The sequence below is a fragment of the Cupriavidus sp. 05T41 genome (assembly GCF_056396525.1).
Window position 1 is genome coordinate 52,567 of the sequence record NZ_JBFTLQ010000031.1, and the last position, 24,176, is coordinate 76,742.

23 protein-coding genes and 1 pseudogene are annotated in these 24,176 nt (G+C 67.7%); 14 read left to right on the forward strand and 10 right to left on the reverse strand.

What is annotated here, in order from left to right:
- Positions 1–96: 96 nt before the first annotated feature.
- Positions 97–711: a hypothetical protein gene (locus AC1DKV_RS19530; RefSeq protein WP_441612452.1), complete on the forward strand. Its 615-nt coding sequence runs from the start codon at positions 97–99 to the stop codon at positions 709–711.
- Positions 712–845: 134 nt separating this feature from the next.
- Here the strand turns inward: AC1DKV_RS19530 and AC1DKV_RS19535 are convergent, their stop codons facing one another.
- Genes AC1DKV_RS19535 through AC1DKV_RS19550 form a run of 4 tightly spaced genes read right to left on the reverse strand, consistent with a single transcriptional unit; the run spans position 846 to position 4,348 of the window.
- Positions 846–2,021 (reverse strand): osmoprotectant ABC transporter ATP-binding protein OsmV, encoded by a 1,176-nt coding sequence (locus AC1DKV_RS19535; RefSeq protein WP_441612453.1) that lies wholly within the window; start codon positions 2,019–2,021, stop codon positions 846–848.
- Position 2,022: 1 nt separating this feature from the next.
- A complete protein-coding gene (locus tag AC1DKV_RS19540; RefSeq protein WP_441612454.1) occupies positions 2,023–2,670 on the reverse strand; it encodes an ABC transporter permease in 648 nt (215 codons plus the stop codon).
- Between the two features lie 10 nt (positions 2,671–2,680).
- Complete coding sequence (locus AC1DKV_RS19545) at positions 2,681–3,604, reverse strand: glycine betaine ABC transporter substrate-binding protein (protein ID WP_441612455.1); 924 nt, start codon at positions 3,602–3,604, stop codon at positions 2,681–2,683.
- 27 nt (positions 3,605–3,631) lie between these two features.
- Positions 3,632–4,348: an ABC transporter permease gene (locus tag AC1DKV_RS19550; protein WP_441612456.1), complete on the reverse strand. Its 717-nt coding sequence runs from the start codon at positions 4,346–4,348 to the stop codon at positions 3,632–3,634.
- A 678-nt stretch (positions 4,349–5,026) separates the two neighbouring features.
- On the opposite strand from AC1DKV_RS19550, the gene AC1DKV_RS19555 reads away from it, so the two are divergent.
- The 6 genes from AC1DKV_RS19555 (at position 5,027) to AC1DKV_RS19580 (ending at position 11,687) form a co-directional block, all read left to right on the forward strand.
- Positions 5,027–5,956 carry a pirin family protein gene (locus AC1DKV_RS19555; RefSeq protein WP_441612457.1) on the forward strand — a complete coding sequence of 310 codons (930 nt, stop codon included), beginning with the start codon at positions 5,027–5,029 and terminating at the stop codon, positions 5,954–5,956.
- A gap of 404 nt (positions 5,957–6,360) precedes the next feature.
- Positions 6,361–7,938, forward strand: a complete 1,578-nt coding sequence (locus AC1DKV_RS19560; protein WP_441612458.1) for an ABC transporter ATP-binding protein — start codon at positions 6,361–6,363, stop codon at positions 7,936–7,938.
- Entirely contained in the window at positions 7,931–9,031 is a 1,101-nt protein-coding gene (locus tag AC1DKV_RS19565) for an ABC transporter permease (protein ID WP_441612459.1), read from the forward strand. The genes AC1DKV_RS19560 and AC1DKV_RS19565 overlap by 8 nt, the downstream gene beginning before the upstream one ends.
- A 17-nt stretch (positions 9,032–9,048) precedes the next feature.
- On the forward strand, positions 9,049–9,969 hold the full coding sequence (locus AC1DKV_RS19570; RefSeq protein ID WP_441612460.1) for an ABC transporter permease: 921 nt from the start codon (positions 9,049–9,051) through the stop codon (positions 9,967–9,969).
- A 151-nt stretch (positions 9,970–10,120) separates the two neighbouring features.
- Entirely contained in the window at positions 10,121–11,266 is a 1,146-nt protein-coding gene (locus tag AC1DKV_RS19575) for a BMP family ABC transporter substrate-binding protein (protein ID WP_441612461.1), read from the forward strand.
- 19 nt (positions 11,267–11,285) lie between these two features.
- Positions 11,286–11,687 (forward strand): hypothetical protein, encoded by a 402-nt coding sequence (locus tag AC1DKV_RS19580; RefSeq protein WP_441612462.1) that lies wholly within the window; start codon positions 11,286–11,288, stop codon positions 11,685–11,687.
- 327 nt (positions 11,688–12,014) lie between these two features.
- Here the strand turns inward: AC1DKV_RS19580 and AC1DKV_RS19585 are convergent.
- Positions 12,015–12,422, reverse strand: a pseudogene (locus tag AC1DKV_RS19585) (transposase); the annotation flags it as partial.
- A 646-nt stretch (positions 12,423–13,068) separates the two neighbouring features.
- Between AC1DKV_RS19585 and AC1DKV_RS19590 the strand changes: the two are divergent.
- Positions 13,069–13,362 carry a YkvA family protein gene (locus AC1DKV_RS19590; RefSeq protein ID WP_441612463.1) on the forward strand — a complete coding sequence of 98 codons (294 nt, stop codon included), beginning with the start codon at positions 13,069–13,071 and terminating at the stop codon, positions 13,360–13,362.
- Positions 13,363–13,371: 9 nt separating this feature from the next.
- Here AC1DKV_RS19590 and AC1DKV_RS19595 read toward each other — a convergent pair whose 3' ends face one another.
- From AC1DKV_RS19595 to AC1DKV_RS19610, 4 genes are all read right to left on the reverse strand, one after another.
- Positions 13,372–14,346: a quinone oxidoreductase family protein gene (locus tag AC1DKV_RS19595; protein WP_441649743.1), complete on the reverse strand. Its 975-nt coding sequence runs from the start codon at positions 14,344–14,346 to the stop codon at positions 13,372–13,374.
- An 80-nt stretch (positions 14,347–14,426) separates the two neighbouring features.
- Positions 14,427–14,828, reverse strand: coding sequence for a methylglyoxal synthase (locus AC1DKV_RS19600; RefSeq protein ID WP_441612465.1), 402 nt, complete (start codon positions 14,826–14,828; stop codon positions 14,427–14,429).
- Between the two features lie 106 nt (positions 14,829–14,934).
- Positions 14,935–15,723 carry an SDR family oxidoreductase gene (locus AC1DKV_RS19605; RefSeq protein WP_441612466.1) on the reverse strand — a complete coding sequence of 263 codons (789 nt, stop codon included), beginning with the start codon at positions 15,721–15,723 and terminating at the stop codon, positions 14,935–14,937.
- 1 nt (position 15,724) lies between these two features.
- Positions 15,725–16,741, reverse strand: coding sequence for a DMT family transporter (locus tag AC1DKV_RS19610; protein WP_441612726.1), 1,017 nt, complete (start codon positions 16,739–16,741; stop codon positions 15,725–15,727).
- A gap of 221 nt (positions 16,742–16,962) precedes the next feature.
- Here AC1DKV_RS19610 and AC1DKV_RS19615 point away from each other — a divergent pair, with 221 nt between their 5' ends.
- The 3 genes from AC1DKV_RS19615 to AC1DKV_RS19625 all read left to right on the forward strand — a co-directional run bounded on the left by AC1DKV_RS19615 (position 16,963) and on the right by AC1DKV_RS19625 (position 19,053).
- On the forward strand, positions 16,963–18,003 hold the full coding sequence (locus AC1DKV_RS19615; RefSeq protein WP_441612467.1) for a Bug family tripartite tricarboxylate transporter substrate binding protein: 1,041 nt from the start codon (positions 16,963–16,965) through the stop codon (positions 18,001–18,003).
- 118 nt (positions 18,004–18,121) lie between these two features.
- The gene (gene upp, locus AC1DKV_RS19620) at positions 18,122–18,772 is read left to right on the forward strand and encodes a uracil phosphoribosyltransferase (RefSeq protein ID WP_441612468.1); all 651 of its coding nucleotides are present in this window, start codon (positions 18,122–18,124) and stop codon (positions 18,770–18,772) included.
- A gap of 134 nt (positions 18,773–18,906) precedes the next feature.
- A complete protein-coding gene (locus AC1DKV_RS19625; RefSeq protein WP_441612469.1) occupies positions 18,907–19,053 on the forward strand; it encodes a DUF3149 domain-containing protein in 147 nt (48 codons plus the stop codon).
- A 39-nt stretch (positions 19,054–19,092) separates the two neighbouring features.
- Here the strand turns inward: AC1DKV_RS19625 and AC1DKV_RS19630 are convergent, their stop codons facing one another.
- Positions 19,093–20,649 carry a helicase HerA-like C-terminal domain-containing protein gene (locus AC1DKV_RS19630; protein ID WP_441612470.1) on the reverse strand — a complete coding sequence of 519 codons (1,557 nt, stop codon included), beginning with the start codon at positions 20,647–20,649 and terminating at the stop codon, positions 19,093–19,095.
- A gap of 260 nt (positions 20,650–20,909) precedes the next feature.
- Between AC1DKV_RS19630 and AC1DKV_RS19635 the strand changes: the two genes are divergently transcribed.
- The 3 genes from AC1DKV_RS19635 to hemF all read left to right on the forward strand — a co-directional run bounded on the left by AC1DKV_RS19635 (position 20,910) and on the right by hemF (position 24,175).
- On the forward strand, positions 20,910–21,635 hold the full coding sequence (locus tag AC1DKV_RS19635; protein WP_441612471.1) for a YebC/PmpR family DNA-binding transcriptional regulator: 726 nt from the start codon (positions 20,910–20,912) through the stop codon (positions 21,633–21,635).
- Between the two features lie 101 nt (positions 21,636–21,736).
- A complete protein-coding gene (purD, locus tag AC1DKV_RS19640) occupies positions 21,737–23,005 on the forward strand; it encodes a phosphoribosylamine--glycine ligase (RefSeq protein WP_441612472.1) in 1,269 nt (422 codons plus the stop codon).
- 258 nt (positions 23,006–23,263) lie between these two features.
- Positions 23,264–24,175 (forward strand): oxygen-dependent coproporphyrinogen oxidase, encoded by a 912-nt coding sequence (gene hemF / locus AC1DKV_RS19645; RefSeq protein WP_441612473.1) that lies wholly within the window; start codon positions 23,264–23,266, stop codon positions 24,173–24,175.
- Position 24,176 lies beyond the last annotated feature (1 nt).

The window sequence follows — 24,176 nt, forward strand, 5'->3', positions numbered from 1 at the left end:
CCCTGGCGGCGCCGTCCGGCCGGAGATCCACCGGAGACCGGCGCTCGCTTCGCGCATGCCGGACGGGGAACGTTTCGCCCAACGAAGAGGTGGCTCATGCCGTTCAATCAGACACAGATCGAATCGATCATCCGGAAGTACGACGAGAACAAGGCATCGCTGGGCCGATACCCGGTCCCCACGCCGGAGACCATCAAGGTCATAGACGCCGTCATGCAGCTCGTGGCGCCATTGGATCTGATCGACGGCAAGGCCGACATCGCGGACGAGCTCGGTCACATCGCCATGGCCGTGATGCACATGCAGACCCCGAAGATCCAGTACGCCTTCGTTGTCGCCTTCTCCGGTGGCCGGCTGTCCAAGCCGAACTTCGACAAGATCCAGGCCGTCCTGAAGCCAGCCCCGCTCGTCGCGGCATTGAACATGCCGCTCGTGCCGGCCGACCAGCTGGCTTTCCAGTTCGTGTACCACATGCCGCCGCCCGACATAGCGACGTGGCCCTGCGCGGAGCCAAAGGCGCTGCTGGTGGCCGAGAACCTGGATGCAACGCTCCTGGGCTTCGCCTGCCGGTGGTACACCTGCTCCCAGCTTGCCACGCCGCACCGGCTGGACATCTCCTTCGTCTCCACGCGCGAGGCCTTCATGCTGCCTTGCGAGGCATGCTTCAACCTCTTCGGTGACGCGGCGCGGTGGCCGCACGTCCATCTCTGAGCCGCGGAGACGGCCTGCGACCAGGCCGCACCGGCCCCCGGAATGCAAGACGCCCGATGCGGTTCACCGGGCGTCCCTCGCTGCAACCTGAACAGCCACGACTACGTGCGGCGGGGCGTCAACCTTTGGCCGGCTCAGGCGGCGGCACGCTCGACGGGCGCCGGCGCCTGCGGCGCCCGGATCACCGGCGCGTTGCCGCGCGAGCGCCCTGAACTGAGATAGTCCGCGATCGATTCCTGCGTCACCTCGCCGAGATACACGCCCCCGGCATCGAGCACCGGCAGCCAGCTGGTGTTGTGCTGGTACATGCGCGACAGGACGATGCGCAGGTGCTCGTCGAAGGCCCCGGTGGCCTTGAAGGGACGCATCGCATCGGCGCACGCGCCCTGCCCGCCCCGCGCATCGCGGCGCGTGACGTAGCCCAGCGCGCGCTGCGCGGCGTCCACCACCGGCAACTGGCGCACATCGGCTTCATCCATGATGCCGAAGGCCTGCGCCAGCGGCATGTCCGGGGTGCAGCTCTGCGCCATGGTTGCCGCGTCGCCGGCGCGCACCAGCAGCAGGCGCTTGAGCGTGTTGTCATGGCCGACGAAGGCCTGCACGAAATCGTCCGCCGGATGCGCCAGCAAGGCGTCGGGATGATCGAACTGCACCAGCTTGCCGCGGCGGAACACGGCCACGCGGTCGCCCAGCTTGATGGCTTCGTCGATATCGTGCGAGACCATGATCACGGTCTTGCCGAGCTGGCGCTGCATCTGGAAGAACTCGTTCTGGATGCTCTCGCGGTTGATCGGATCGACCGCGCCGAACGGCTCGTCCATCAGCAGCACCGGCGCGTCCGCGGCCAGCGCGCGGATCACGCCGATGCGCTGCTGCTGCCCGCCCGACAGCTCGCGCGGGTAGCGCGACAGCATCTTGTCCGGATCGAGCTGCACCATCGACATCAGCTCGCGCGCGCGCTCGCGGCTGCGCTTCTTGTCCCACCCCAGCAGGCGCGGCACGACCATGATGTTCTCTTCGATGGTCATGTTGGGGAACAGGCCGATCTGCTGGATCACGTAGCCGATCTTGCGGCGCAGCGTCACCTCGTCCACGCGGGTGGTGTCCTCGCCATCGATCAGCACGCGGCCGGCGCTGGGCTGGACCAGGCGGTTGATCATCTTCAGCGTGGTGGTCTTGCCGCAGCCCGAAGGCCCGAGGAAGACGCAGATCTCGCCCTTGGGCACCGTCATGGAAACGGCATCGACGGCGTGCACTTCGGCGCCGTCCTTCTGGCGGAAGGTCTTGGTGAGTTGGTCGAGTTCAATCATGTCAGCGGATTCCTTTCGGTGTCAGCGCCCGCTGCAGCCACTGCAGGCAGGCATCGGCGACGATGGCGAGCACGCTGACCAGCACGGCACCCACCGCCAGCTTGCTCATGTTGCTCTGGCTGATCGCTTGCAGGATCAGCACCCCGAGGCCTCCCGCGCCGATGATGGCGGCGATGGTGGCCACGCCGATATTCATCACCACGGCGGTGCGCACGCCGCCGAGGATCACGGGCACGGCCAGCGGCAGGTCCACCAGCCGCATGCGCTGCCAGGTGGTCATGCCGATGCCGCGGCCGGCTTCCTGGATGCCGTCGTCCACGCTGTCGAGCGCCACGCAGGTATTGCGCATGATCGGCAGCAGCGAATACAGGAACACCGCGGTCACCGCCGGCACATAGCCCAGCGCGTGGCCGAAGCGCGCGAACACCGGGATCATCAGGCCGAACAGCGCGATCGAGGGCAAGGTCAGCACGATGGTGGCCAGCGTGAGCAGCGGTGTGGCGAGGAAGCGAAAGCGCGCGCACAGGATGCCCAGCGGCACGCCCGCCAGGATCGCCAGCCCCACCGCGGAGCCCACCAGCGCCAGGTGCTGGCCGGTCAGCTTGAGCAACGTGGGCCAGCTGTGCTGCAGGTAAGTCATCAGGTCCATGCGGCCTCCTTCAGATCAGGCCGTGGCCGCGCAGGAATTCCTGCGCCACCTTGTCGACCGGCTGCTGGCCGATATCGACCTTGTAGTTCATCTCGGTCATGGCCTCGTTGTCGAGCGTGGCCGAGAGCGCATTGAGCAGTCCGGCCAGTTCCGGGTGCCGCTCCAGCGCAGCCTTGCGCACCACCGGCGCGGCGTTGTACGCGGGGAAGAAATGCTGGTCGTCTTCCAGCAGCACGAGGTCGAAGCCCTTGACGCGGCCGTCGGTGGTGTAGACCAGGCCCAGTTCGACCTGGTCGTTCTTCAGCGCGGTGTAGACCAGGCCGGGATCGAGCTGAATCACGTCGCGGCGCGAGAACGGCAGCTTGTAGCGCGCCTTGAGCGGCTCCAGGCCATCCGGGCGCGCCGCGAACTCCATGTCGACGGCGAACGGATGCGCCGTGCCCTCGCCGGCCGCGCGCATTTTTTCGGCGAAGGCCGACAGCGTGGTCACGCCGGCGGCGTCGGCGCGCTTGCGCGGCATCGCCAGCGCGTAGGTGTTGTTGATGCCGGAGGCATCGAGCCATACCAGGCCGCGCGCGGCGTCGAGTGTCTTGACGCGTTCGTAGCTCGCCTGCGCGTCGAGCTTCTCCTCGACCTTGTTGAAGACGATCAGCGCGGTGCCGGTGTAGTCCCACACCACGTCGAGCTGGTCGCTTTCCATGGCCTGGCGCATCAGCGTGCTGCCCAGGCCGGAAGTCAGCTCGGTGGCCAGGCCCTTGGCCCTGAGGTACTGCGCCGTCATCGACGACAGGATCAACTGCTCGGTAAAGTTCTTGCCGCCCACGCGCACGGGATCCGCGGCGGCGGGCGCGGCCACTGCGGCCAGGGCCGCGGCGGCGGCAAGGCCGGCCAGCAGGCGGCCTGCGCGCGCGAGCGCGCTGGTGATGGAATGCATCGGGTTCTCCTTCATGTGCGGCGGCCTTCAGCGCGCCAGGCCGCGGCTGCGCAGGTAGCAGTAGCCGGCGGCGGCGAACAGGCCGTCGAGCGCCAGGGCGAGCAGCGCGGTAGCCGCGGCGCCCAGCAGCAGCAGGGGCTGGTTGTTCAGGTAGATGCCAGGGAAGATCAGCTCGCCCAGGCTGTTGGCGCCGATCAGGAACGACAGCGGCACCGTGCCGACGTTGATCACCAGGCTGATGCGCACGCCCGCCAGGATCACCGGCAGCGCATTGGGCAGTTCGACGCGCAACAGGCGCTGGCGCGGTGTCATGCCCAGGCCGCGCGCGGCTTCGGTCAGGGCCGGCGAGACGCCGAGCAGGCCCTCGCAGGTATTGCGCACGATCGGCAGCAGCGAGGCCAGCCACAGCGCCAGGATGGCCGGCCGCTCGCCGATGCCGAGCACGGCCAGTGCCAGCGCCAGCACCGCCAGCGAAGGCACGGTGTTGCCGATATTGAAGACCTGCATCAGGCGCTCGGCCCAGCGGCGCATGCAGGGCCGGCTCAGGCCGATGCCGGCCGGCACGCCGGTGGCCAGCGCCAGCGCCATGGACCACGCCACCAGGCGCAGGTGGTCCGCCACGTCGTACCAGAGGCGGTCCTGGTATTGCCGGATGACATCGACGCCGATCCACGTGGCCAGGCCGGCCAGCGCGGCGAGCGCGAGACATCCCCAGGCGAGCGCCTGTACGGATTGCTTGGACATATTCCCCTCTTTTCCGCGCGCCGCACGTGGGCAGGAAGCACCACATCCGGACTGGCGGACGAAAACGGCCTCGGGCGGTGCAATTGGGGGCCGCCGGGCCTGACTAGATTGCCTTGCCCGCCATGACCGGCAGATGAGCCGGTGGACGGGCGCCGGGTTCCACGCGAAGGCGGGGAAACCCATTTGACGGGACGCCGGGCGTGCGAATGCCGGGGGTCCCTGGAGCGGCGCAACCCGCCGCGAAGATGCGGTACGGGAGGCCAGTGGCAGCGCAGAGTTGATGATTTCCGACGCGCCGCCGGATCAATCGGCCAACGCAGCGCAGGTAACGGACAAGACACAAACAAGGGCCAGGCAAACCTGCCGGGCCTTGCATCTTGCGCGGGATCACGCAGCATCGGATGACAACGAGAGCGCTATTATACGCATTTACGCCGATCTTGTCATCTTCCCGCTTTCCGGCCCGCTTGTGGGCGCATTTGCCGACGTTTGTCCGGCATCGTCGCGGACGCGGGCGCTGTTGCAAAAACCAGCTATAACGTGGCGGTCACCGTGCCACCGGCAGAACAATCTGTTGCCCTGCCGCCCTCTACCGCTTTTGGCCCAAACCCTTAAATTGGGAGGGTAGCCAACGGGCGGCGCGCCATTGCCGCCGCCCCAGCCAACAGGAGATCGAACATGGAACAACGCACTACCGCTACCGCCGTCGCGGCCACCGCCGAGGAAACCGTGCAGCGCTCGCGCGCGGTCGACCGCGTGGTGCGCGGCATCGCCACCTCGGATGGCGCCGGCGTCAAGCTGACCCGCGTACTGACGCAGAACCTGCAGCGCCGCCTGGACCCGTTCCTGATGCTGGATGCCTTCGGCACCGACAGCCGCGACGACTATATCGGCGGCTTCCCCGACCACCCGCACCGCGGCTTCGAGACCATTACCTATATGCTGGCCGGCCGCATGCGCCATCGCGACAGCGCCGGCAACGAAGGCCTGCTGGAAAACGGCGGCGCGCAGTGGATGGTGGCCGGCGCCGGCGTGGTGCATTCGGAGATGCCCGAGCAGGAGGACGGCCGCATGGAAGGCTTCCAGCTGTGGCTGAACCTGCCGGCCGCAGACAAGATGACCGCGCCCTGGTACCGCGACCTGCCCGCCGCCGCCGTGCCCACGGTCGCGCTGCCGAACGGCGCCACCGTGCGCGTGCTGGCAGGCGCTTCGCACGGCATGGCCGGCGCGGTGACGCGCCCGGTCACGGAGCCGCTGTACCTCGACGTGACGCTGCCCGCCGGACAGCATTTCTCGCAGCTGCTGCCGCCAGGCCACAACGCCTTCCTGTACACCTACCGGGGCGAAATCTCGGTAGGCACCGGCGACAGCGCGGCGGTGCTCGAAGCGCAGCGCATGGGCGTGCTGGACAACGCCGCGGGCGCCGACGGCGTGAGCGTGACCGCGGCGACCGATTCGCGCTTCCTGCTGATCGCGGGCCGGCCGCTGGGTGAGCCGATCGTGCAATATGGGCCGTTCGTGATGAACACCCAGGAGCAGATCTACCAGACGCTGGCGGATTTCCGCGAAGGCCGCTTCAGCCAGGTCGCGGCGAACAACGGCGCCTGACCGGCAGGACTGCGCCGATCCGCACCGGGCCGGGAACGCATCGCGCGCTTCCCGGCGCCGCACAGCGCCGGGAGCGTCCTGCCCCGGCGCTTTTTTTTGCCGCTTCCCGCCCTGCCTCGCGCGCTGCCGGACAGCCCCTCCTCCCGGCCCGCGCCGCGACGCACCCGTCACGTCCCGGCATGCGACTTGCAATCTTCCTGCAACCGTTGCGGGGCCGACAAAACTGTCCTGGACGGGCCGCCCGGCCCCCGCGCACTTATATAATCCACGCTTAATGAACGGCATCACCATTCCGTGATGGATGCTGCAATGCGTCGCGGCGATCCTGCCCCTCGCACGGCAGGAGGTGCTGCCTGACACGGACGTTGATCCACGTTGCTGCCATAACCACTCGAGCCGCCTCAGTGACCCTTAGCACACCCCCAAGGCTGGCGCTTGCCCATATCAGCAAGCGCTACCCCGGCGTGACCGCCAATGACGATGTCTCGCTCGTCGTCGCCCCCGGCGAGATCCACGCCGTCCTCGGCGAGAACGGCGCCGGCAAGTCCACCCTGATGAAGATCATCTTCGGCGCGGTCAAGCCCGACGCCGGCGAGATGCACTTCAACGGTGCGCCGGCCGCCATCCACAATCCGCACGACGCCCGCAACCTGGGCATCGCCATGGTGTTCCAGCATTTCTCGCTGTTCGACACGCTGACCGTCACCGAGAACATCGCGCTGGGACTGCCGCGCGGCAAGGGCAAGAATAGGGACAGCGCCAGCATGAAGCAGCTGGCCGAGCGCATCCGCGAAACCGCGCAGCGCTACGGCCTGCCGCTCGAGCCCAACCGCCACGTGCACACGCTGTCGGTGGGCGAGCGCCAGCGCGTCGAAATCGTGCGCGCGCTGCTGGCCAGGCCACAGTTGCTGATCCTGGACGAGCCCACTTCGGTGCTCACGCCGCAGGCCGTGCAGACGCTCTTCGTCACGCTGCGCCAGCTCGCCGCGGAAGGCACCAGCATTCTCTATATCAGCCACAAGCTCGACGAGATCCGCGAGCTCTGCCATAGCGCCACCGTGATGCGCATGGGCCGCGTCACCGGCGTGTGCGATCCGCGCCAGGAGAGCGCTGCCTCGTTGTCGCGCCTGATGATCGGCGGCGAGCCGCCGCGCGAGGCGCGCGTGCAGACCGAGCCCGGCGCCTGCCGGCTGGCGGTGCGCGCGCTCTCGCTGCCGCGCGCGCATGCCTTCGCCACCGAGCTGTCGGGCATTTCGATGGACCTGCGCGCCGGCGAGATCGTCGGCATCGCGGGCGTGTCCGGCAACGGCCAGCAGGAACTGCTGGCGGCGCTGTCGGGCGAGGACGTGCGTGCCGAGCGCGGCGCCGTGCTGCTCGACGACAAGCCGGTCGGCCGCCTCGACGCGCGCGCGCGCCGCCGCGCCGGCCTGGCCTTCGTGCCGGAGGAGCGCCTGGGCCGCGGCGCCGTGCCGGGCATGAGCCTGGCCGCCAACACACTGCTGTCGCACCAGTCCGCGCCGTACGTGCGGCGCGGCATGATTTCGCCGAAGGCGGCGGCCGGGCTGGCCCACGCCGTGATTGGCCGCTTCCGCGTCAAGGCGAGCGGGCCGGAGGCGCTGGCCAAGAGCCTGTCGGGTGGCAACCTGCAGAAATTCATCGTCGGCCGCGAGATCGAAAGCGGCCCCAAGGTGCTGATCGTGGCCCAGCCTACCTGGGGCGTGGACGTGGGCGCCGCGGCGCAGATCCATAACGAGCTGCTGGCCCTCAAGGCCACCGGCTGCGCGCTGCTGGTGGTGTCCGAGGAGCTCGACGAGCTGTTCGCCATCTGCGACCGCCTGCATGTGATCGCCAAGGGCCGGCTGTCGCCGTCGATCCCGACCCAGGACGCCACGCGCGAACAGGTCGGCCTGTGGATGAGCGGCTTGTGGGAAGGTGGCCCGGGCGGGCAGCGCGAACAACAGGAGGCCGTGCTCCATGGCTGATTTCCTGCTCCGCTCGCCCGTATCGCTGGCGCCGCGCGGGCTGCCCTCGCGCCGCATGGCCTATGCTTCGCCGCTGATCGCGCTGGCCCTGACGCTGATGTTCGGCGCCCTGCTGTTCCTGCTGCTCGGCAAGGACCCGATGGCCGCGCTCAAGGTCTTCCTGGTCGATCCGCTCAAGGACCGCCGCGCCATCGGCGAGGTGCTGCTCAAGACCGTGCCCCTGGTGCTGTGCGCGCTTGGCCTGTCGGTGTGCTACCGCGCCAATATCTGGAATATCGGCGCCGACGGCCAGCTGATCCTGGGCGGCATCTTCGCCGGCGCCACCGTGCTGTATTTCGACGTGCCCGGCAATGGCGTCAACGGCACCGTGGTGCTGGTGCTGGCATCGCTGGCCGGCGTGGCCGGCGGCATGTTCTGGGCCTCGCTCACGGCCGCGCTCAAGGACAAGTTCAACGCCAACGAGATCCTGGTGTCGCTGATGCTGACCTATATCGCGCAGCAGCTGATGCTGTACGTGGTCAATGGTCCGCTCAAGGATCCCAACGGCATGAACTTCCCGCAGTCCAAGGTGTTCTCGTCCGAGTTCCTGCTGCCCAACCTGCTGTCGGGCTCGCGCCTGCACGCGGGCTTCGCGGTGATGCTGGTGCTGGTGGTGCTGATGACGGTCTTCGTCTTCCGCAGCTTCGCCGGCTACCGCCTGCAGGTCGGCGGCACCGCGCCGGCGGCCGCGCGCTATGCCGGCTTCTCGGCGCGCCGCTCGCTGTGGAGCGCGCTGATGATCTCGGGCGGCACCGCCGGCCTGGCGGGTGCCTTCGAGGTGACCGGCCCGATCGGCCAGTTGCTGCCGTCGATCTCGCCCGGCTATGGCTTCACCGCGATCATCGTGGCCTTCGTCGGCCGCCTGCATCCGGTGGGCACCGTGTTCGGCGGCATCGTCATGTCGCTGTTCTACATCGGCGGCGAAATGGCGCAGTCGCGCCTGGGCCTGCCCTCGGCCATCGGCTCGGTGTTCCAGGGCATGCTGCTGTTCTTCCTGCTGGCCAGCGACACGCTGATCGACAACCGCCTGCGCTGGCGCGCCAAGGCCGCCTGAGCGAGAGCCCCCGACACATGGAACAATTCGCCCCTCTCATCGCCACCGCGATCAACGCCGGCACGCCGCTGCTGCTGGCCGCGCTTGGCCTGCTCATCAACGAGCGCTCGGGTGTGCTCAACCTCGGCGCCGAAGGCATGATGCTGGTCGCCGCCGCGGTCGGCTTCATGGCCGGCTACCAGACCCAGTCGCCGATGATCGGCTTCGCCGCCGGCGCACTGGCCGGCATGGCCATGGCCACACTGTTCTCGTGGCTGGCGCTGGTGCTGGCCACCAACCAGGTGGCCACCGGCCTGGCGCTGTCGATCTTCGGCACCGGCCTGTCGGCCTTCATGGGCCAGCGCTTCGTCGGCTACGCCATGCCTTCGCAGGCCAGGTCGATCCCCGGCCTGGCCGATATCCCGTTCTTCGGCCCGGCCTTCTTCCAGCATCACTGGATGGTGTATTTCAGCCTGCTGCTGTGCGCGGCCATCGCGTGGTTCCTGTTCCGCACGCGCGCCGGGCTGACCCTGCGCGCGATCGGCGAATCGCCGGAGTCGGCGCACGCGCTGGGCTACCCGGTGCGCATGATCCGCTTCGGCGCGCTGCTGTTCGGCGGCGCCTGCTGCGGGCTGGCCGGCGCCTACCTGTCGCTGGTGTACACGCCGATGTGGGTGGAGAACCTGGTGGCCGGACGCGGCTGGATCGCGCTGGCGCTGACCACCTTCGCCACCTGGCGCCCGGGCCGGGTGCTGGCCGGCGCGTGGCTGTTCGGCGGCGTCACCATCCTGCAGTTCTACCTGCAGGGCATCGGCGTGGCGGTGCCATCGCAGATCCTGTCGATGCTGCCCTACGCCGCCACCATCGTGGTGCTGGCACTGATCTCGCGCAACCCGGCGTGGATCCGCCTGAACATGCCGGCGTCGCTGGGCAAGCCGTTCCGCCCGGGTGTCGCCTGACCCGGCCAGCCGCGTCCTGTTCGCGTGGATCGCGCCCCCGCGGCGCCATCCACGCGCGGCCCTGCCGCATCCGGCCTCGTTTAGCGATTCAGAGCCATAGTTGCACCCTCAATCAAAAAAATCAGTAGCAAGGTCATTTCAAGGAGAAATCATGATCGTCACGCGCAGGAAAACCCTGGCGGCCCTCGCTGCCACCGCCGTGCTGGCCCTGGCTGGCTGCGGCAAGAAGGAAGCCGAAAAGCCGGCGGAAAGCGCCGCGCCCGCTTCGGCCCCCGCCGCCGAGCAGAAGGCCGAGCCGCTCAAGGTCGCCTTCGTCTACATCGGGCCCGTGGGTGATGCCGGCTGGACCTATGCGCACGACGCCGGCCGCAAGGCGGTGGAAGAAAAGTACGGCGACAAGGTGAAGACCTCGTTCGTCGAGAACGTGCCGGAATCGGCCGCGGACGCCGAACGCGTGTTCCGCGACCTGGCCGCGCAGGGCAACAAGCTGATCTTCGGCACCACCTTCGGCTACATGGAGTCGATGCTCAAGGTGGCCAAGGAATTCCCGGACGTGAAGTTCGAGCACGCTACCGGCTTCAAGACCGCGGACAACCTTGCGCAGTACGATGTGCGCACGTATGAAGGCGCGTACCTGGCTGGCGTGGTCGCCGGCAAGATGAGCAAGACCGGCAAGATGGGCGTGGTGGCATCGGTGCCCATCCCCGAGGTGATCCGCAACATCGACTCGTTCACCCTCGGCGCGCGCAGCGTCAATCCCAAGGCCACGGTCAAGGTCGTGTGGGTGAACAAGTGGTTCGATCCGGGCAAGGAGCGCGAAGCCGCCACCACCCTGATCGGCCAGGGCGTGGACATGCTCATGCAGAACACCGACTCCGCCGCCGTGGTGCAGACCGCGCAGGAAAAGGGCGTGTACGCCTTCGGCTGGGACAGCGACATGAGCAAGTTCGGCGAGAAGGCGCACCTGGCTGCCTCGGTGATCTCCTGGGGCGTCTACTACAACAAGGTGGTGGGCGACGTGCTGGCCAACCAGTGGAAGAACAGCACCACGTGGTGGGGCGTGAAGGAAGGCATGATCGACCTGAAGGGCTTCAACGCCGTGGTGCCGGATGACGTCAAGGCCCTGGTGGAAGAGCGCAAGAAGGGCATCGCCGACGGCTCGGCGCCGATCTGGAAGGGTCCGCTCAAGGACAACACCGGCAAGGATCAACTGGCCAAGGACCAGGTCGCCGACGACGGTTTCCTGCACGGCATCAAGTTCTACGTCGAAGGCGTGGAGGGGAAGATTCCGGGTTGATGGTTGGTGGAGGGAGGTAGTGAGAAGCGGTGGATGTGGTTTTTGGCATCTGCCGCTTTTTTTTGGATTGTCGGTGGGGGGCGGGGGCGGATTCGGTTTGGCTTTTTTGCTTCGATGTCTGAGGTTTTTTGCGTTTGATGCTGTTTGTGGTTTGTGGTTTGTGGGCTGGCGCTTGTGCTTCAAAGTCAACATCAACATCAACGTCAAAGGCTTTCGCTCCCCCGGAGCGACCTACTTTCTTTTCCCCGAAAAGAAAGTAGGCAAAGAAAGCGGGCTGCCTGGCCGGCAGGGGCAGAAACATTGGGATTCCCGGTGTTGCTGGTTTCGTCGTGGGGTTTTTGGTTCTGCTTGCATCCTGCCGTTACCGGGGCGGGCGGCCGCGATCTTGCTGGCGACAGTGGTTTCGGGGTCAGACCTATGATGGCGGGCGTACTGCTTGTCCGGCCATCTGCCGTTACCGGCTTAAGCGGCCACGGCATAGCACCCTCGTGGTTTCGTGGTTTCGTGGTGGGCGCGGTGGACCGGGGCGCGGGTGTCAGCGGGTAATCCCGCGCGGGGGCCACCGGGCACGAAACCAGTGCCGTTCCCATGCCGTTCCCATCCGCCCCGGTCGCGGTAGTTTCAGGGTCAGACCTATGATGCCGAACACACTGCTTGTCCGGCCATCTGCCGTTACCGGCTTAAGCGGCCACGACGTAGCACGCTCGTGGTTTCGTGGTGGGCGCGGTGGACCGGGGCGCGGGTGTCAGCGGATCTCGCGCACGGTCATGCCACGGGCATACACGGCGATGATCTTGTCATCGAACCCGGTGAAGCGCCGCTCGTGCTTGGGAATCAGGATCGGATCGAAGCTGCTGTCGCGGTCGCGTGGGATGTCTACGCGCCGCGGGCCGTCTTCGGTCAGCTCGGTCTTGGCGCTCCTGCCGTTGCGCTGGTTGGCCGTGCCGGCCGGACGCTCGGTGCCGGGCGAGTAGCCCAGATGATGGCCTAGCTCAGCGCCCAAAGCTCGTTCGATCAGGGCCTTCTTGAACGCCATCGAAGCGTCCTGGACCGCCTCGGCAGTCATCGGGCCCTTCACGAAATGGGCGATCAAGTCCTCGGGGATGGTGTGCAGCTCACGGTCGGCGGCCTGGCTCGTCTTGGTTTTGCGTGGCATGACATGCTCCTTGGCGGCATGTTATGCCCTAAACACAAAATTTCTGACAGGTCCGCGCTGGGTTACCTCTTAAGCGGATGCCATTGGGCACTGAGCTCAAATAGGGGCCGCCGCGCCCACCACGAAACCAGTGCCGCTCCTAGGACGTGCCCATCCGCCCCGGTCGCGGCAGCAGCTTGAACTACCTGGGCCGCCGCCATCATGCAGCGCCACCACGAATCGGACGCCACCCACAGGATAGTGGCCGCGCGCACCGGTAACGGCAGGATGCCAGCAAAACCACGGCCCCCACGACGAAACCACCGACAACCAGCAACCCCAATGTTTCTGCCCCTGCCGGCCAGGCAGTCCGCTTTCTTTGCCTACTTTCTTTTCGGAAAAAAGAAAGTAGGTCGCTCCGGGGGAGCGAAAGCCGTTGACGTTGACGTTGACGTTGACGTTGACTTTGAAAGCACAAACAAGCACCCCACCACAACACCACAAACAGCACCAAGCCCATCACCGGGAACTTGAACCCCCGACAACCACCCCAAGCTATCTGCAACAAGACAAACCCGCCCCGGCTTTGTGGCCAATGAATTGTGGCCAATGAATTGTGGCGAATGAATTGTGGCTAATGAATCTCGCTGAGTAAAGGAGGCCCCTCATGTGGAAACGAATGTCAGCGCTATGGACCCTGCTGCGGCGCGACGGCCGCCTGCTCTGGTTTGCCCTGCGCCACCCCGATGCACCGGCGTGGCTGCGGCCGGCCACTCTCGGGCTGCTGCTTTACGCGGTCTCGCCCATTGACCTGATCCCCGATTTCATCCTCGGGCTCGGCATCGTCGACGACGTGGTGTTGATTCCGCTGGCGGTGCATTTCATGCTCAAGCGCCTGCCGCCGCACGTGCTCAGGCAGGCCGAGGCGCGCGCCGGCGCCAGCACCGTACGCGCGCGCTGAGCCTGCTGCCTAGGGCAGGAGGATGGTGGTGCCGGTGGTCTTGCGGCCCTCCAGGTCCCGATGGGCCTGCGCCACGTCCGCCAGTGCGTAGCGCTGGCGGACCTCGATCTTTACCTTGCCGCTGGTGACCATCGCGAACAGGTCGGCCGCCATCGGCTCCAGCAGTTCGCGGTGGACCACGTAGGTCATCAGCGTCGGCCGCGTGAGGCGCAGCGAGCCCTTGTTGCCCAGCACGGAGAGATCGAAGGGCGGTACCGGACCCGAGGCGTTGCCGAACACCACCATGGTGCCGCGCGGCTTCAGGCAATCGAGCGAACCGCTGAAGGTATCCTTGCCCACCGAGTCGTAGACCGCGGCGACGCCCTTGCCGCCGGTGATCTCCTTGACCCTGTCGACAAAGGATTCGCGCGTGTAGACGATGGTGTGGTCGCAGCCGTGCGCGCGCGCCAGCGCCGCTTTCTCGTCGCTGCCGGCGGTGCCGATCACCGTCACGCCGAGCGCCTTGAGCCACTGGCTGGCGATCAGGCCGACCCCGCCGGCGGCCGCGTGCAGCAGCACCGTGTCGCCGGCCTGCACGCGGTAGCTGTCGCGCACCAGGTATTGCACGGTCAGGCCCTGCAGCATCATCGCCGCGCCCTGCTCGAACGAGATCGCATCCGGCAGGCGCACCACGATATCGGCCGGCATCACGCGCACCTGCGCATAGGCGCCGGTCGGCCGCCCCGCATAGGCCACGCGGTCGCCCACGCCAAGGTGGGACACGCCCGCGCCCACCGCCTCCACCACGCCCGCGCCTTCCATGCCGAGGCCGCCAGGCAGCGCCTGCTTGTACAGCCCGGTACGGAAGTACACGTCGATGTAGTTCAGGCCCACCGCCTCTTGCCGCACGCGGACCTCGCCGGCGCCGGGCTCGCCGACCTCGACATCGACCCACTGCATCACTTCGGGGCCGCCGGTCTCGAATATACGGATGGCCTTGCTCATGTTTCGCTCCTTGTGCTCGTGCTGTGTACTGCCCGTCGAAGGCATTCCTGAAGCGCGCCGGACAGCGCGCCAGGGTCACGTCAGGCCGGCGTGCCGGATTCGGGATAGAGCCGGCGCAGTTCCGCGATCAGCAGCTCCGCGGTCGCCACGTTGGTCGCGCACGGCACGTTGTGCACGTCGCAGGCACGCACCAGCGCATTGATATCGGGTTCGTGCGGCTGCGGCGTCATCGGGTCGCGCAGGAAGATCACCACGCCCACGCGGCCTTCGGCCAGCTGCGAGCCGATCTGCAGGTCGCCGCCCCAGGGGCCGGACAGCATGCGCGTCACGGTCAGGCCGGCTTCGTCGGCAAGCCGCCCGCCGGTGGTGCCGGTGGCCAACAGCTCGCAGCGCGAAAGGAAATCGCGATGGCGCTGGGCAAAGGCGACGATATCGTCCTTCTTGTGGTCGTGCGCGATCAGCGCAATGCGGGGGCAAGTCATCTGCGTCATCCTGGCCAGTCAGCGAAAGGCCGGGCCGGCGCGGCCCGGCTGGAAACGGGCCCGCGCACGGCAGCGGGGCCGCGCGCGGGGAACGGCAACGGGCAGCCTAGAACGTGCCCGGGAAAGCACCGCCGTCGAGCAGCACGTTCTGGCCGGTCATATAGGCGGCCTGGCGGCTGCACAGGAACGCGCAGGTGGCGCCGAACTCGGCCGGCTCGCCAAAGCGGCGGCTCGGGTTCTGCGCGGCACGGCGCTGCGACACTTCCTCGATCGACAGGCCGGCCTTCTTGGCGCCGCCCTCCATCGTCTTGTACAGGCGGTCGGTATTGAACGGGCCCGGCAGCAGGTTGTTGACCGTCACGCCATGCTGCGCGACTTCGCGCGCCAGGCCGGCGACGAAACCGGTAAGGCCCGAGCGCGCGCCGTTGGACAGGCCAAGCACGTCGATCGGCGCCTTCACCGCGCCGCTGGTGATATTGATGATGCGGCCCCATTTGCGCGCGATCATGCCGTCGACGGTGGCCTTGATCAGCTCGATCGGGGTCAGCATGTTGGCGTCGATCGCGGCCAGCCACGCATCGCGGTCCCAGTCGCGGAAATTGCCGGGGGGCGGGCCGCCGGCGTTGTTGACGAGGATATCGAGATCGCCGAGCTTGGCCGCGGCGTCCAGCGCCAGCTTGCGGCCTTCCGGGGTGGTGATGTCGGTGGCCACGGCCACCACGCGCCGGCCGTGGCGCGCGCGCAGGTCCGCCGCCGCCTTCTCCAGCGCCTCGGCGCCGCGCGCCACGATCACCACGTCCACGCCTTCGGCGGCCAGCGCATCCGCGCAGGCGAAACCGAGACCCTTGCTGGCGCCGCACACCAGCGCATGCTTGCCGCGCAATCCTAGATCCATCTCATCGACTCCTTGTGTCATCGAGGCGGCCATCCGCCTGCTTGTTATCCATGCCCTTCCGGCCTGCCCGCGCCCGGTCTTGCCGACGCGCCGACAGTAAATATATCCCGCCCATGACCAGCGCGCTGCCGGCCAGCTGCACGCCCGTGATCGGCTCGCCCAGCAGCCAGAAGCCGAGGAACAGCGTCGACACCGGGCCGAGCATGCCCGCCTGCGAGGCCATCGGCGCGCCGATGCGCGCCACCGCGATCATCGTGAGCGACACCGGCATCACCGTGCAGAACACCGAATTGACCGCCGACAGCCACAACACCGGTGCCGGCTGCAGCAGATCCGCCAGCGGGCGCCCCAGCACCAGGTACTGCACCACGCAGCAGGCAGTGGAGACGCACATCGCGTATGCCACCAGCCGCAGCGAGCCGATGCGCTGCACCAGCTCGCCCGACAGGATCAGGTAGACCCCGTAGGTCAGCGCGCTGCCCAGCACCAGCGCCGCGCCGAGCCAGACGCGGCTGCCGCTCACGTCGAGATCATGCGCGAAAACCAGCACGATGCCTATATACGCGAACAGCAACGACAGCCATTGCCTGCGGCTGATGCTGCGCTTGAACAGCACGGCGCTGGCCAGCAGCACGAAGGACGGCGTCAGGAACAGGATCAGCCGCTCCAGCCCGGCGGTGATGTATTGCAGGCCGAGGAAATCGAGGAAGCTCGACAGGTAGTAGCCGATGATGCCGAGGAACACGATGCGGCCGCGGTCGGCCCAGGACAACGGCGGCAGGCGACGCGACTGCCACCAGCCGATCGCCATGAACAGCGGCACGGCGAACAGCATGCGCAGGGTGATCACCATGACCGCGTCGATGTCGTAGCGGTACATCAGCTTGGCGACGATGGCCTTGCCGGAAAAAAGGACGGCGCCGATGGCAGCCACGGCAAGGCCGGTGCGCTGCGATGCCGGCTGGGCGGACGACGTGAAACGGGAAAGTGGGGATGCGGACACGAGGGCAAGCTGGATGGACACGCCGCGCGCCGCTGGAGACGGGGCGGACAAGACGCGAGCCATTGTATTCGAAAAGAGGCATGTGCACCGGACGCCGTTTCCTGCGCGGCGCCACCCACCGCCCATTGCCTGCCGGGCCGCCGTTCGCGCGTTGCTGGCAGCGGTCGCCAAACTGCCGTAAGCTCGCCCGTCGGCACGCCCGCGCGTGCCGCGCACAAGAAAAAACAGGAGCACACATGACGGCAGTTTCCCTCTTTGCGGCACCCCTCTCCCCCTCCCTCCCGGTCAAGGCTGCCTCCGGCAAGCGGCTGCTGGCGGCGGCCGCCGCCGCAGCCGCACTCGCAGGCAGCTGGCTGCCCGGCGCCGCCAGCGCGGCGACCGACTATCCCGCCAGGCCGATCCGCTTCATCGTGCCCTACGCCGCCGGCGGCACCACCGACCTGGTGGCGCGCACGGTCGGCCAGAAGATCGGCGAAAAGCTGGGACAGCCGGTGGTGGTGGAGAACCGCCCCGGCGCCGGCGGCAACATCGGCATGGAGGCCGTCGCCAAGGCCGCGCCGGACGGCTACACCATCGGCTTCGGCGCCATCTCCACCAATGCGCTCAACCCGCATATCTACAAGCACGTGCCGTTCGACCCGCGCAAGGACTTCACCGCGGTCAGCCTGCTGGGCACGTCCACCATCGTGCTGGAGGTCAGCAACAACCTGCCGGTGAAGACGGTGGCCGAACTGGTCAGCTATGCCAAGGCGCATCCCGGCCTGACCTACGCCACCGCGGGCACTGGCACGTCGATGCACCTGGCCGGCGCGATGTTCTCGCAGATGACGCAGGCAGGCCTGACCCATGTGCCATACAAGGGCAGCAGCCCGGCCATCAACGATATGCTCGGCGGGCATGTGCAGGTGATGTTCGACAACCTGCCGGCCTCGCTGCCGCACATCCAGGGCGGCAAGCTGCGCGCGCTCGCGGTGGCGGGCAAGACGCGCTCCCCGGCCCTGCCCAATGTGCCGACGCTGGCCGAGGCCGGCCTGGCGGGCTACGCGGTGGAGCCGTGGTTCGGCGTGTACGGCCCGGCCGGCATGCCGGCGCCGGTGGTGCAGGCACTCAATGCCGCGCTGGTCGAGGCGCTCGCCAACGCCGAGGTCAGGGACAAGCTGGTGCAGGCGGGCTTCAACCCGAAGGGCTCGAGCGCGGCCGAGCTGCAGGCGCTGACGATGTCCGAGTACGAGAAGTTCGGCAAGGTGGCCAAGAGCGCCAGCATCTCGGTAGACTGAGCGGCGCGGATGCCGGCCGCCCCGCCCTGCTGCGCCTGCGGCGGGCGGGCGGCCCGCATCCATTACAATCCGGCTGCATCGGGCCTTCGCGCCCTCCAGCCGCCAGCCGCTCCCCGCCATGAAGCAAGATCCCCGTTTCCCCAATCTGTACATCCTCGATCACCCGCTGATCCAGCACAAGCTCTCCCATATGCGCGACAAGGAAACGTCCACGCGCACGTTCCGCGAGCTGCTGCGGGAGATCACGCTGCTGATGGGCTATGAAATCACGCGCAGCCTGCCGCTCACCACGCGCCGCATCGATACGCCGCTGGTCACGCTGGACGCGCCCGTGATCGCCGGGAAGAAACTGACCATCGTGCCCGTGCTGCGCGCAGGCGTTGGCATGAGCGACGGCCTGGTCGAGCTGATTCCGTCGGCGCGCATCGGCCATATCGGCGTGTACCGCGACGACCAGCACCGCCCGGTCGAATACCTGGTGCGCCTGCCGGACGTGGAAGACCGCAGCTTTATCCTGTGTGACCCGATGGTGGCGACGGGCTACTCGGCCGCGCACGCCGTCGACGTGCTCAAGCGCCGCGGCGTGAAAGACGAGGCCATCACCTTCGTCGCGCTGGTGGCGGCGCCGGAAGGCGTGGAAGTCTTCCAAAAGGCACATCCGGGCGTAAGATTGTTCGTCGCCTCGCTGGACAGCCACCTGGATTCGAACGCCTATATCGTGCCGGGCCTGGGCGATGCGGGCGACCGACTGTTCGGCACCAAGAACTGATGCCGGATGCGGGCGACGCCGGGCGGCACAGTCTGCACCCGGCTTGATCCGCCTCAACGCCCGCGGCCAGGGGTCTGCCTAGACTGGGCAGCGGCACATCGCCCGATGTGCCGCGCCAGACCAGGGAGACCCAGATGGAAGCCTTCAAGATCCTGTTCACCACCGACACCGGGCTGATGAGCCTGGGCGTGATCGCCTTCATCATCGGCATGGGGTGGTTCTTCACCCGCCTGTTCCTGCGCAAGATGCGCGAGGACGCCGAGGCAGCGCGCAAGCGCTGACCCCGCCGGGTGGCCGCCGGGCCAATGCCGGGCCGCCGCCTACTTCTTCTTGCCCGAGCCCAGCAGGCTGCCCAGCACGCCACGGATCAGCTCGCGCCCGACCTGCGAGCCCACCGTGCGCGCCGCCGACTTGGCCATCGACTCCAGGATGGAATCGCCGCGGCCGCTCTTGCCGGTCCCCTTGGTCAGCCCCCCGAAGATCTCCCCCGCCTGGTCAAGCCAGCCGCCGCCTTGCGCCGGAGCCGGCGCGGACTGGCCCGCCCCCGGCGTGCCGGTGGCAGGCGTGGGAGCGGGCGCGCCGTTGCCCGCCGGCGCGGGAGCCGCGGCGCGGCCCTTGAGCTTCTCGTAGGCCGATTCGCGGTCGATCGCCTGTTCGTAGGTGCCGGCCACCAGCGAGGCCGCCAGCAATTGCTTGCGCTCGTCGTCGCTGATCGGGCCGATGCGGCTGCCGGGCGCCATCACCCAGGCGCGCTGGGTGATGGCGGGAATGCCCTTGGCGTCGAGCAATGACACCAGCGCTTCGCCCACGCCGAGCTCGCCGATCACCTTCTCCACGTCCAGCGCGGGATTGGCGCGCATGGTGGTGGCCGCCACCTTGACCGCCTTCTGGTCGCGCGGGGTGAAGGCGCGCAGCGCGTGCTGCACGCGGTTGCCGAGCTGGCCGAGCACCGTATCGGGAATGTCCACCGGGTTCTGCGTGACGAAGTACACGCCCACGCCCTTGGAGCGAATCAGGCGCACCACCTGCTCGATCTTGTCGAGCAGCGACTTGGGCGCGTCGTTGAACAGCAGGTGGGCCTCGTCGAAGAAGAACACCAGCTTGGGCTTGTCCAGGTCGCCGGCCTCGGGCAGCTTCTCGAACAGCTCGGACAGCAGCCACAGCAGGAAGGTGGCGTAGAGCTTGGGCGAATTGAGCAGCTTGTCGGCCGCCAGGATATTGACCACGCCCTGCCCGTTCTCGGTCTGGATGAAGTCGTCCAGGTTGAGCATGGGCTCACCGAAAAAGGCATCCGCGCCTTGCGATTCCAGCGTCATCAGGCCGCGCTGGATGGCGCCGATCGAGGCCGCCGAGATATTGCCGTACTCGGTGGTGAACTCGCCAGCGTTGTCGCCCACGTACTGCAGCATGGCGCGCAGGTCCTTGGCGTCGAGCAGCAGCAGGCCGTTGGCGTCGGCGATGCGGAACACCAGGTTGAGCACGCCCTGCTGCGTGTCATTGAGCTCCAGCATGCGCGACAACAGCAGCGGGCCCATGTGCGAGACCGTGGCGCGCACCGGGTGGCCCTTCTGCCCGAACACGTCCCACAGCGTGGTGGGGCAGCCGCCCCAGGCCGGCTCGGGCAGGCCGAGGTCGGCCAGGCGCGCCTTGAGCTTGTCCGACAGCTTGCCCGGCTGGGAGATGCCGGTCAGGTCACCTTTGACGTCTGCCAGGAAGACCGGCACGCCCAGGCGCGAGAAACCCTGCGCCAGGCTTTGCAGCGTCACGGTCTTGCCGGTGCCGGTGGCGCCGGTGATCAGGCCATGCCGGTTGCCCATCTCGGGCAGCAGCGCGAGTTCGAGTTCGGCGTTCTTGGCGATGAGGATGGGTTCGGCCATGGTCTCTCTGGTTGGCAGGCAGCGCGGCAACGTCACCGCTTGTCATCCCCCGCGCGTCCGGCGGCTCCCGACATCCGGGTCCGGCGGCGGCAGGGCCGCGTGATAAAATGCTGGGCTGATTATAGCCAGCCCCCGGGCCGGCTCACAGACACACGACACCTTCCGTCCGCGCCGGGCAGCCGCCCCTGGCTGGCCCGGCGCAGGCGGCGCGCGCTGGCCACGGCACGCGCATCAATACGAATTCCGCTTCGGAGAGAATCATGGCCGGTCACTCAAAATGGGCCAATATCAAACACAAGAAGGCCGCCGCTGACGCCAAGCGCGGCAAGGTCTGGACTCGCCTGATCAAGGAAATCACCGTGGCCGCCAAGCTCGGCGGCGGCGATCCCGATTCGAACCCGCGCCTGCGCCTGTCGATGGACAAGGCCATGGACGCGAACATGCCTAAGGACAACATCCAGCGCGCCATCCAGCGCGGCGTGGGTGGCCTCGAAGGCGTGAACTACGAAGAAATCCGCTATGAAGGCTACGGCCTGGCGGGCGCTGCGATCATCGTCGACTGCCTGACCGACAATCGCACCCGCACCGTGGCCGAAGTGCGCCACGCCTTCTCCAAGCAGGGCGGCAACATGGGCACGGAAGGCTCGGTGGCTTTCATGTTCACCCACTGCGGGCAGTTCCTGTTCGCTCCGGGCACGCCCGAAGACAAGCTGATGGACGCCGCGCTGGAAGCGGGCGCCGACGACGTGGTCACCAACGAGGACGGCTCGATCGAGGTGCTGTGCCCGCCCAACGATTTCGGCACGGTCAAGGCCGCGCTGGAAGCGGCCGGCTTCAAGGCCGAACTGGCGGACGTCACCATGAAGCCGCAGAACGAAGTGAGCTTCGCCGGCGACGACGCCGCCAAGATGCAAAAGCTGCTCGACGCCCTGGAAAACCTGGACGACGTGCAGGAAGTGTTCACCAACGCGGTGATCGAGGAATAAGCGGGCGTCCGGCAGGAACCCGTCACACGGCGGCAGCACGGTTCGGTGGATGAACGCGCGCTGCCGCTTTTTCGCATGCGATTTTTTTCTGGCAGTGGATCATGAAAGTATTGGTTGTCGGCTCGGGTGGTCGTGAACACGCGCTGGCCTGGAAACTGGCCCAGTCCCCCAAGGTACAGGTGGTGTACGTGGCGCCGGGCAACGGCGGCACCGCGCTCGACAAGCGTCTGCAGAACGTCCCGCTGACCGATCCGGAAGTGCTGGCGGCCTTCGCCGAGCGCGAAGGCGTCAGCTTCACCGTGGTCGGCCCCGAGGCGCCGCTGGCGGCCGGCATCGTCGACATCTTCCGCGCCAAGGGCCTGCGCATCTTCGGGCCCACGCAGGCCGCCGCGCAACTGGAGTCGTCCAAGGACTTCGCCAAGGCCTTCATGCAGCGCCACGGCATCCCGACCGCCGCCTACCAGACCTTCAACGACGCCGCGGCCGCGCATGCCTACATCGACGCGCAGGGCGCGCCGATCGTGATCAAGGCCGACGGCCTGGCTGCCGGCAAGGGCGTGGTGGTCGCCACCACGCTGGAAGAAGCACACGCCGCCGTCGACATGATGCTGGCCGACAACCGCCTCGGCGACGCCGGCGCGCGCGTGGTCATCGAGCAGTTCCTCGCCGGCGAGGAAGCTAGCTTCATCGTGCTGGTGGACGGCAAGAACGTGCTGGCGCTGGCCACCAGCCAGGACCACAAGCGCCTGCTCGATCACGACGCGGGCCCCAACACGGGCGGCATGGGCGCCTACTCGCCGGCTCCGGTGGTCACGCCCGCGCTGCATGCGCGCGCGCTGCGCGAGATCATCCTGCCGACCGTGCGCGGCATGGAGAAGGACGGCATCACCTATACCGGCTTCCTCTACGCCGGCCTGATGATCGACGCCGACGGCAACCTCAAGACGCTCGAATTCAACTGCCGCATGGGCGACCCGGAAACCCAGCCGATCCTGGCACGCCTGAAGACCGACCTGGTCGACGTGATGGAGCATGCGGTCAGCGGCAGGCTCGACGAGATCGAACTGGACTGGGACCGCCGCACGGCGCTGGGCGTGGTGATGGCCGCGCATGGCTACCCCGATGCGCCGCGCAAGGGCGACGTCATCACCGGCATCCCGCCCGAGGCAGAGGACAGCGTGACCTTCCACGCCGGCACCGCGCTCAAGGACGGCGTGCTGCAGGTCACGGGCGGGCGCGTGCTGTGCGTGGTGGGACTGGCCGATACGGTCAAGGCGGCGCAGCGCGCGGCCTACGCGGCGGTCGAGCAGATCCAGTTCGACGGCATGCAGTACCGCACCGACATCGGCTACCGTGCCCTCAAGCGTTAGTTGAAGGGCGGATAAATCTGCTGCGCGGCCCATGGCGGATCCTGCGGTGCTCGCCGTACCACTTGTACGGTGCTCCCCGGACCGGCCATGGGCCGCTCGCTACGATTTCCCCACCCTTCGACCCGGCCTGGGTTGGCACCAGAAACCCGATTCCGGCCTTTCTGGCGCCAGCCAGTACAATCATGACACCGCCATGACGGCCGGACAGGTGAATGACCTGCCCGGCCGTCGCCGCACCGGCCCACCCGCCCGTACACCATGATCGATTCCCAGGCAGTCCGTGCCTATCTGCTCGGTCTGCAAGACCGTATCACCGACGCCGTCGCCGCCATCGACGGCAAGGCGTTTGCCACCGATGACTGGGAGAAGCCGCCCACGGAGCGCCTGCGTGGCAGCGGGCGTACCCGCATCCTGGAAGGCGGCGCCGTGATGGAGCGCGCCGGCGTGGGCTTTTCGCATGTGCGCGGCGACGCGCTGCCGCCTTCGGCCACGGCCAGCCGGCCCGAGCTTGCCGGGCGCGGGTTCGAGGCGCTGGGCGTCTCGCTGGTCTTCCATCCCCGCAATCCCTACGTGCCTACGGTGCACATGAACGTGCGCTGCCTGATGGCGGTGAAGGACGGCGCCGAGCCGGTCTGGTGGTTCGGCGGCGGCATGGACCTGACGCCGTACTACGGCGACACGGGCGATTGCGAGCACTTCCACCGTACCTGCCGCGACGCACTGGCACCTTACGGCCCGGACCTCTATGCGCGCTTCAAGCAATGGTGCGACGAGTACTTCTTCCTCAAGCACCGCGGCGAAGCGCGCGGCATCGGCGGCATCTTCTTCGATGATTTTTCCGCGCTCGGCTTCGAGCGCAGCTTTGCCATGATGCAGTCGGTGGGCGACGCCTTCCTGGATGCCTACCTGCCGATCCTGCAAGCCCGCAAGGACAGCGCCTACGGTGAACGCGAACGGGACTTCCAGGCCTACCGGCGCGGCCGCTACGTGGAGTTCAACCTGGTGTTCGACCGCGGCACGCATTTCGGCCTGCAATCCGGCGGGCGCAGCGAGTCCATCCTGATGTCGATGCCGCCGCAGGCCAGCTGGCGCTACGACTGGCAGCCGGAGCCGGGCAGCGCCGAAGCGGCCCTGTACACCGACTTCCTGCCCGTGCGGGACTGGGCCTGAC

What these genes read in the sequence shown, in the direction of transcription:
- AC1DKV_RS19530 (WP_441612452.1), top strand. Translation starts at nt 97, where the DNA reads ATGCCGTTCAATCAGACACAGATCGAATCGATCATCCGGAAGTACGAC.
- AC1DKV_RS19535 (WP_441612453.1), bottom strand. Translation starts at nt 2,021, where the DNA reads ATGATTGAACTCGACCAACTCACCAAGACCTTCCGCCAGAAGGACGGC.
- AC1DKV_RS19540 (WP_441612454.1), bottom strand. Translation starts at nt 2,670, where the DNA reads ATGGACCTGATGACTTACCTGCAGCACAGCTGGCCCACGTTGCTCAAG.
- AC1DKV_RS19545 (WP_441612455.1), bottom strand. Translation starts at nt 3,604, where the DNA reads ATGCATTCCATCACCAGCGCGCTCGCGCGCGCAGGCCGCCTGCTGGCC.
- AC1DKV_RS19550 (WP_441612456.1), bottom strand. Translation starts at nt 4,348, where the DNA reads ATGTCCAAGCAATCCGTACAGGCGCTCGCCTGGGGATGTCTCGCGCTC.
- AC1DKV_RS19555 (WP_441612457.1), top strand. Translation starts at nt 5,027, where the DNA reads ATGGAACAACGCACTACCGCTACCGCCGTCGCGGCCACCGCCGAGGAA.
- AC1DKV_RS19565 (WP_441612459.1), top strand. Translation starts at nt 7,931, where the DNA reads ATGGCTGATTTCCTGCTCCGCTCGCCCGTATCGCTGGCGCCGCGCGGG.
- AC1DKV_RS19570 (WP_441612460.1), top strand. Translation starts at nt 9,049, where the DNA reads ATGGAACAATTCGCCCCTCTCATCGCCACCGCGATCAACGCCGGCACG.
- AC1DKV_RS19575 (WP_441612461.1), top strand. Translation starts at nt 10,121, where the DNA reads ATGATCGTCACGCGCAGGAAAACCCTGGCGGCCCTCGCTGCCACCGCC.
- AC1DKV_RS19590 (WP_441612463.1), top strand. Translation starts at nt 13,069, where the DNA reads ATGTGGAAACGAATGTCAGCGCTATGGACCCTGCTGCGGCGCGACGGC.
- AC1DKV_RS19595 (WP_441649743.1), bottom strand. Translation starts at nt 14,346, where the DNA reads ATGAGCAAGGCCATCCGTATATTCGAGACCGGCGGCCCCGAAGTGATG.
- AC1DKV_RS19600 (WP_441612465.1), bottom strand. Translation starts at nt 14,828, where the DNA reads ATGACTTGCCCCCGCATTGCGCTGATCGCGCACGACCACAAGAAGGAC.
- AC1DKV_RS19605 (WP_441612466.1), bottom strand. Translation starts at nt 15,723, where the DNA reads ATGGATCTAGGATTGCGCGGCAAGCATGCGCTGGTGTGCGGCGCCAGC.
- AC1DKV_RS19615 (WP_441612467.1), top strand. Translation starts at nt 16,963, where the DNA reads ATGACGGCAGTTTCCCTCTTTGCGGCACCCCTCTCCCCCTCCCTCCCG.
- upp (WP_441612468.1), top strand. Translation starts at nt 18,122, where the DNA reads ATGAAGCAAGATCCCCGTTTCCCCAATCTGTACATCCTCGATCACCCG.
- AC1DKV_RS19625 (WP_441612469.1), top strand. Translation starts at nt 18,907, where the DNA reads ATGGAAGCCTTCAAGATCCTGTTCACCACCGACACCGGGCTGATGAGC.
- AC1DKV_RS19630 (WP_441612470.1), bottom strand. Translation starts at nt 20,649, where the DNA reads ATGGCCGAACCCATCCTCATCGCCAAGAACGCCGAACTCGAACTCGCG.
- AC1DKV_RS19635 (WP_441612471.1), top strand. Translation starts at nt 20,910, where the DNA reads ATGGCCGGTCACTCAAAATGGGCCAATATCAAACACAAGAAGGCCGCC.
- purD (WP_441612472.1), top strand. Translation starts at nt 21,737, where the DNA reads ATGAAAGTATTGGTTGTCGGCTCGGGTGGTCGTGAACACGCGCTGGCC.
- hemF (WP_441612473.1), top strand. Translation starts at nt 23,264, where the DNA reads ATGATCGATTCCCAGGCAGTCCGTGCCTATCTGCTCGGTCTGCAAGAC.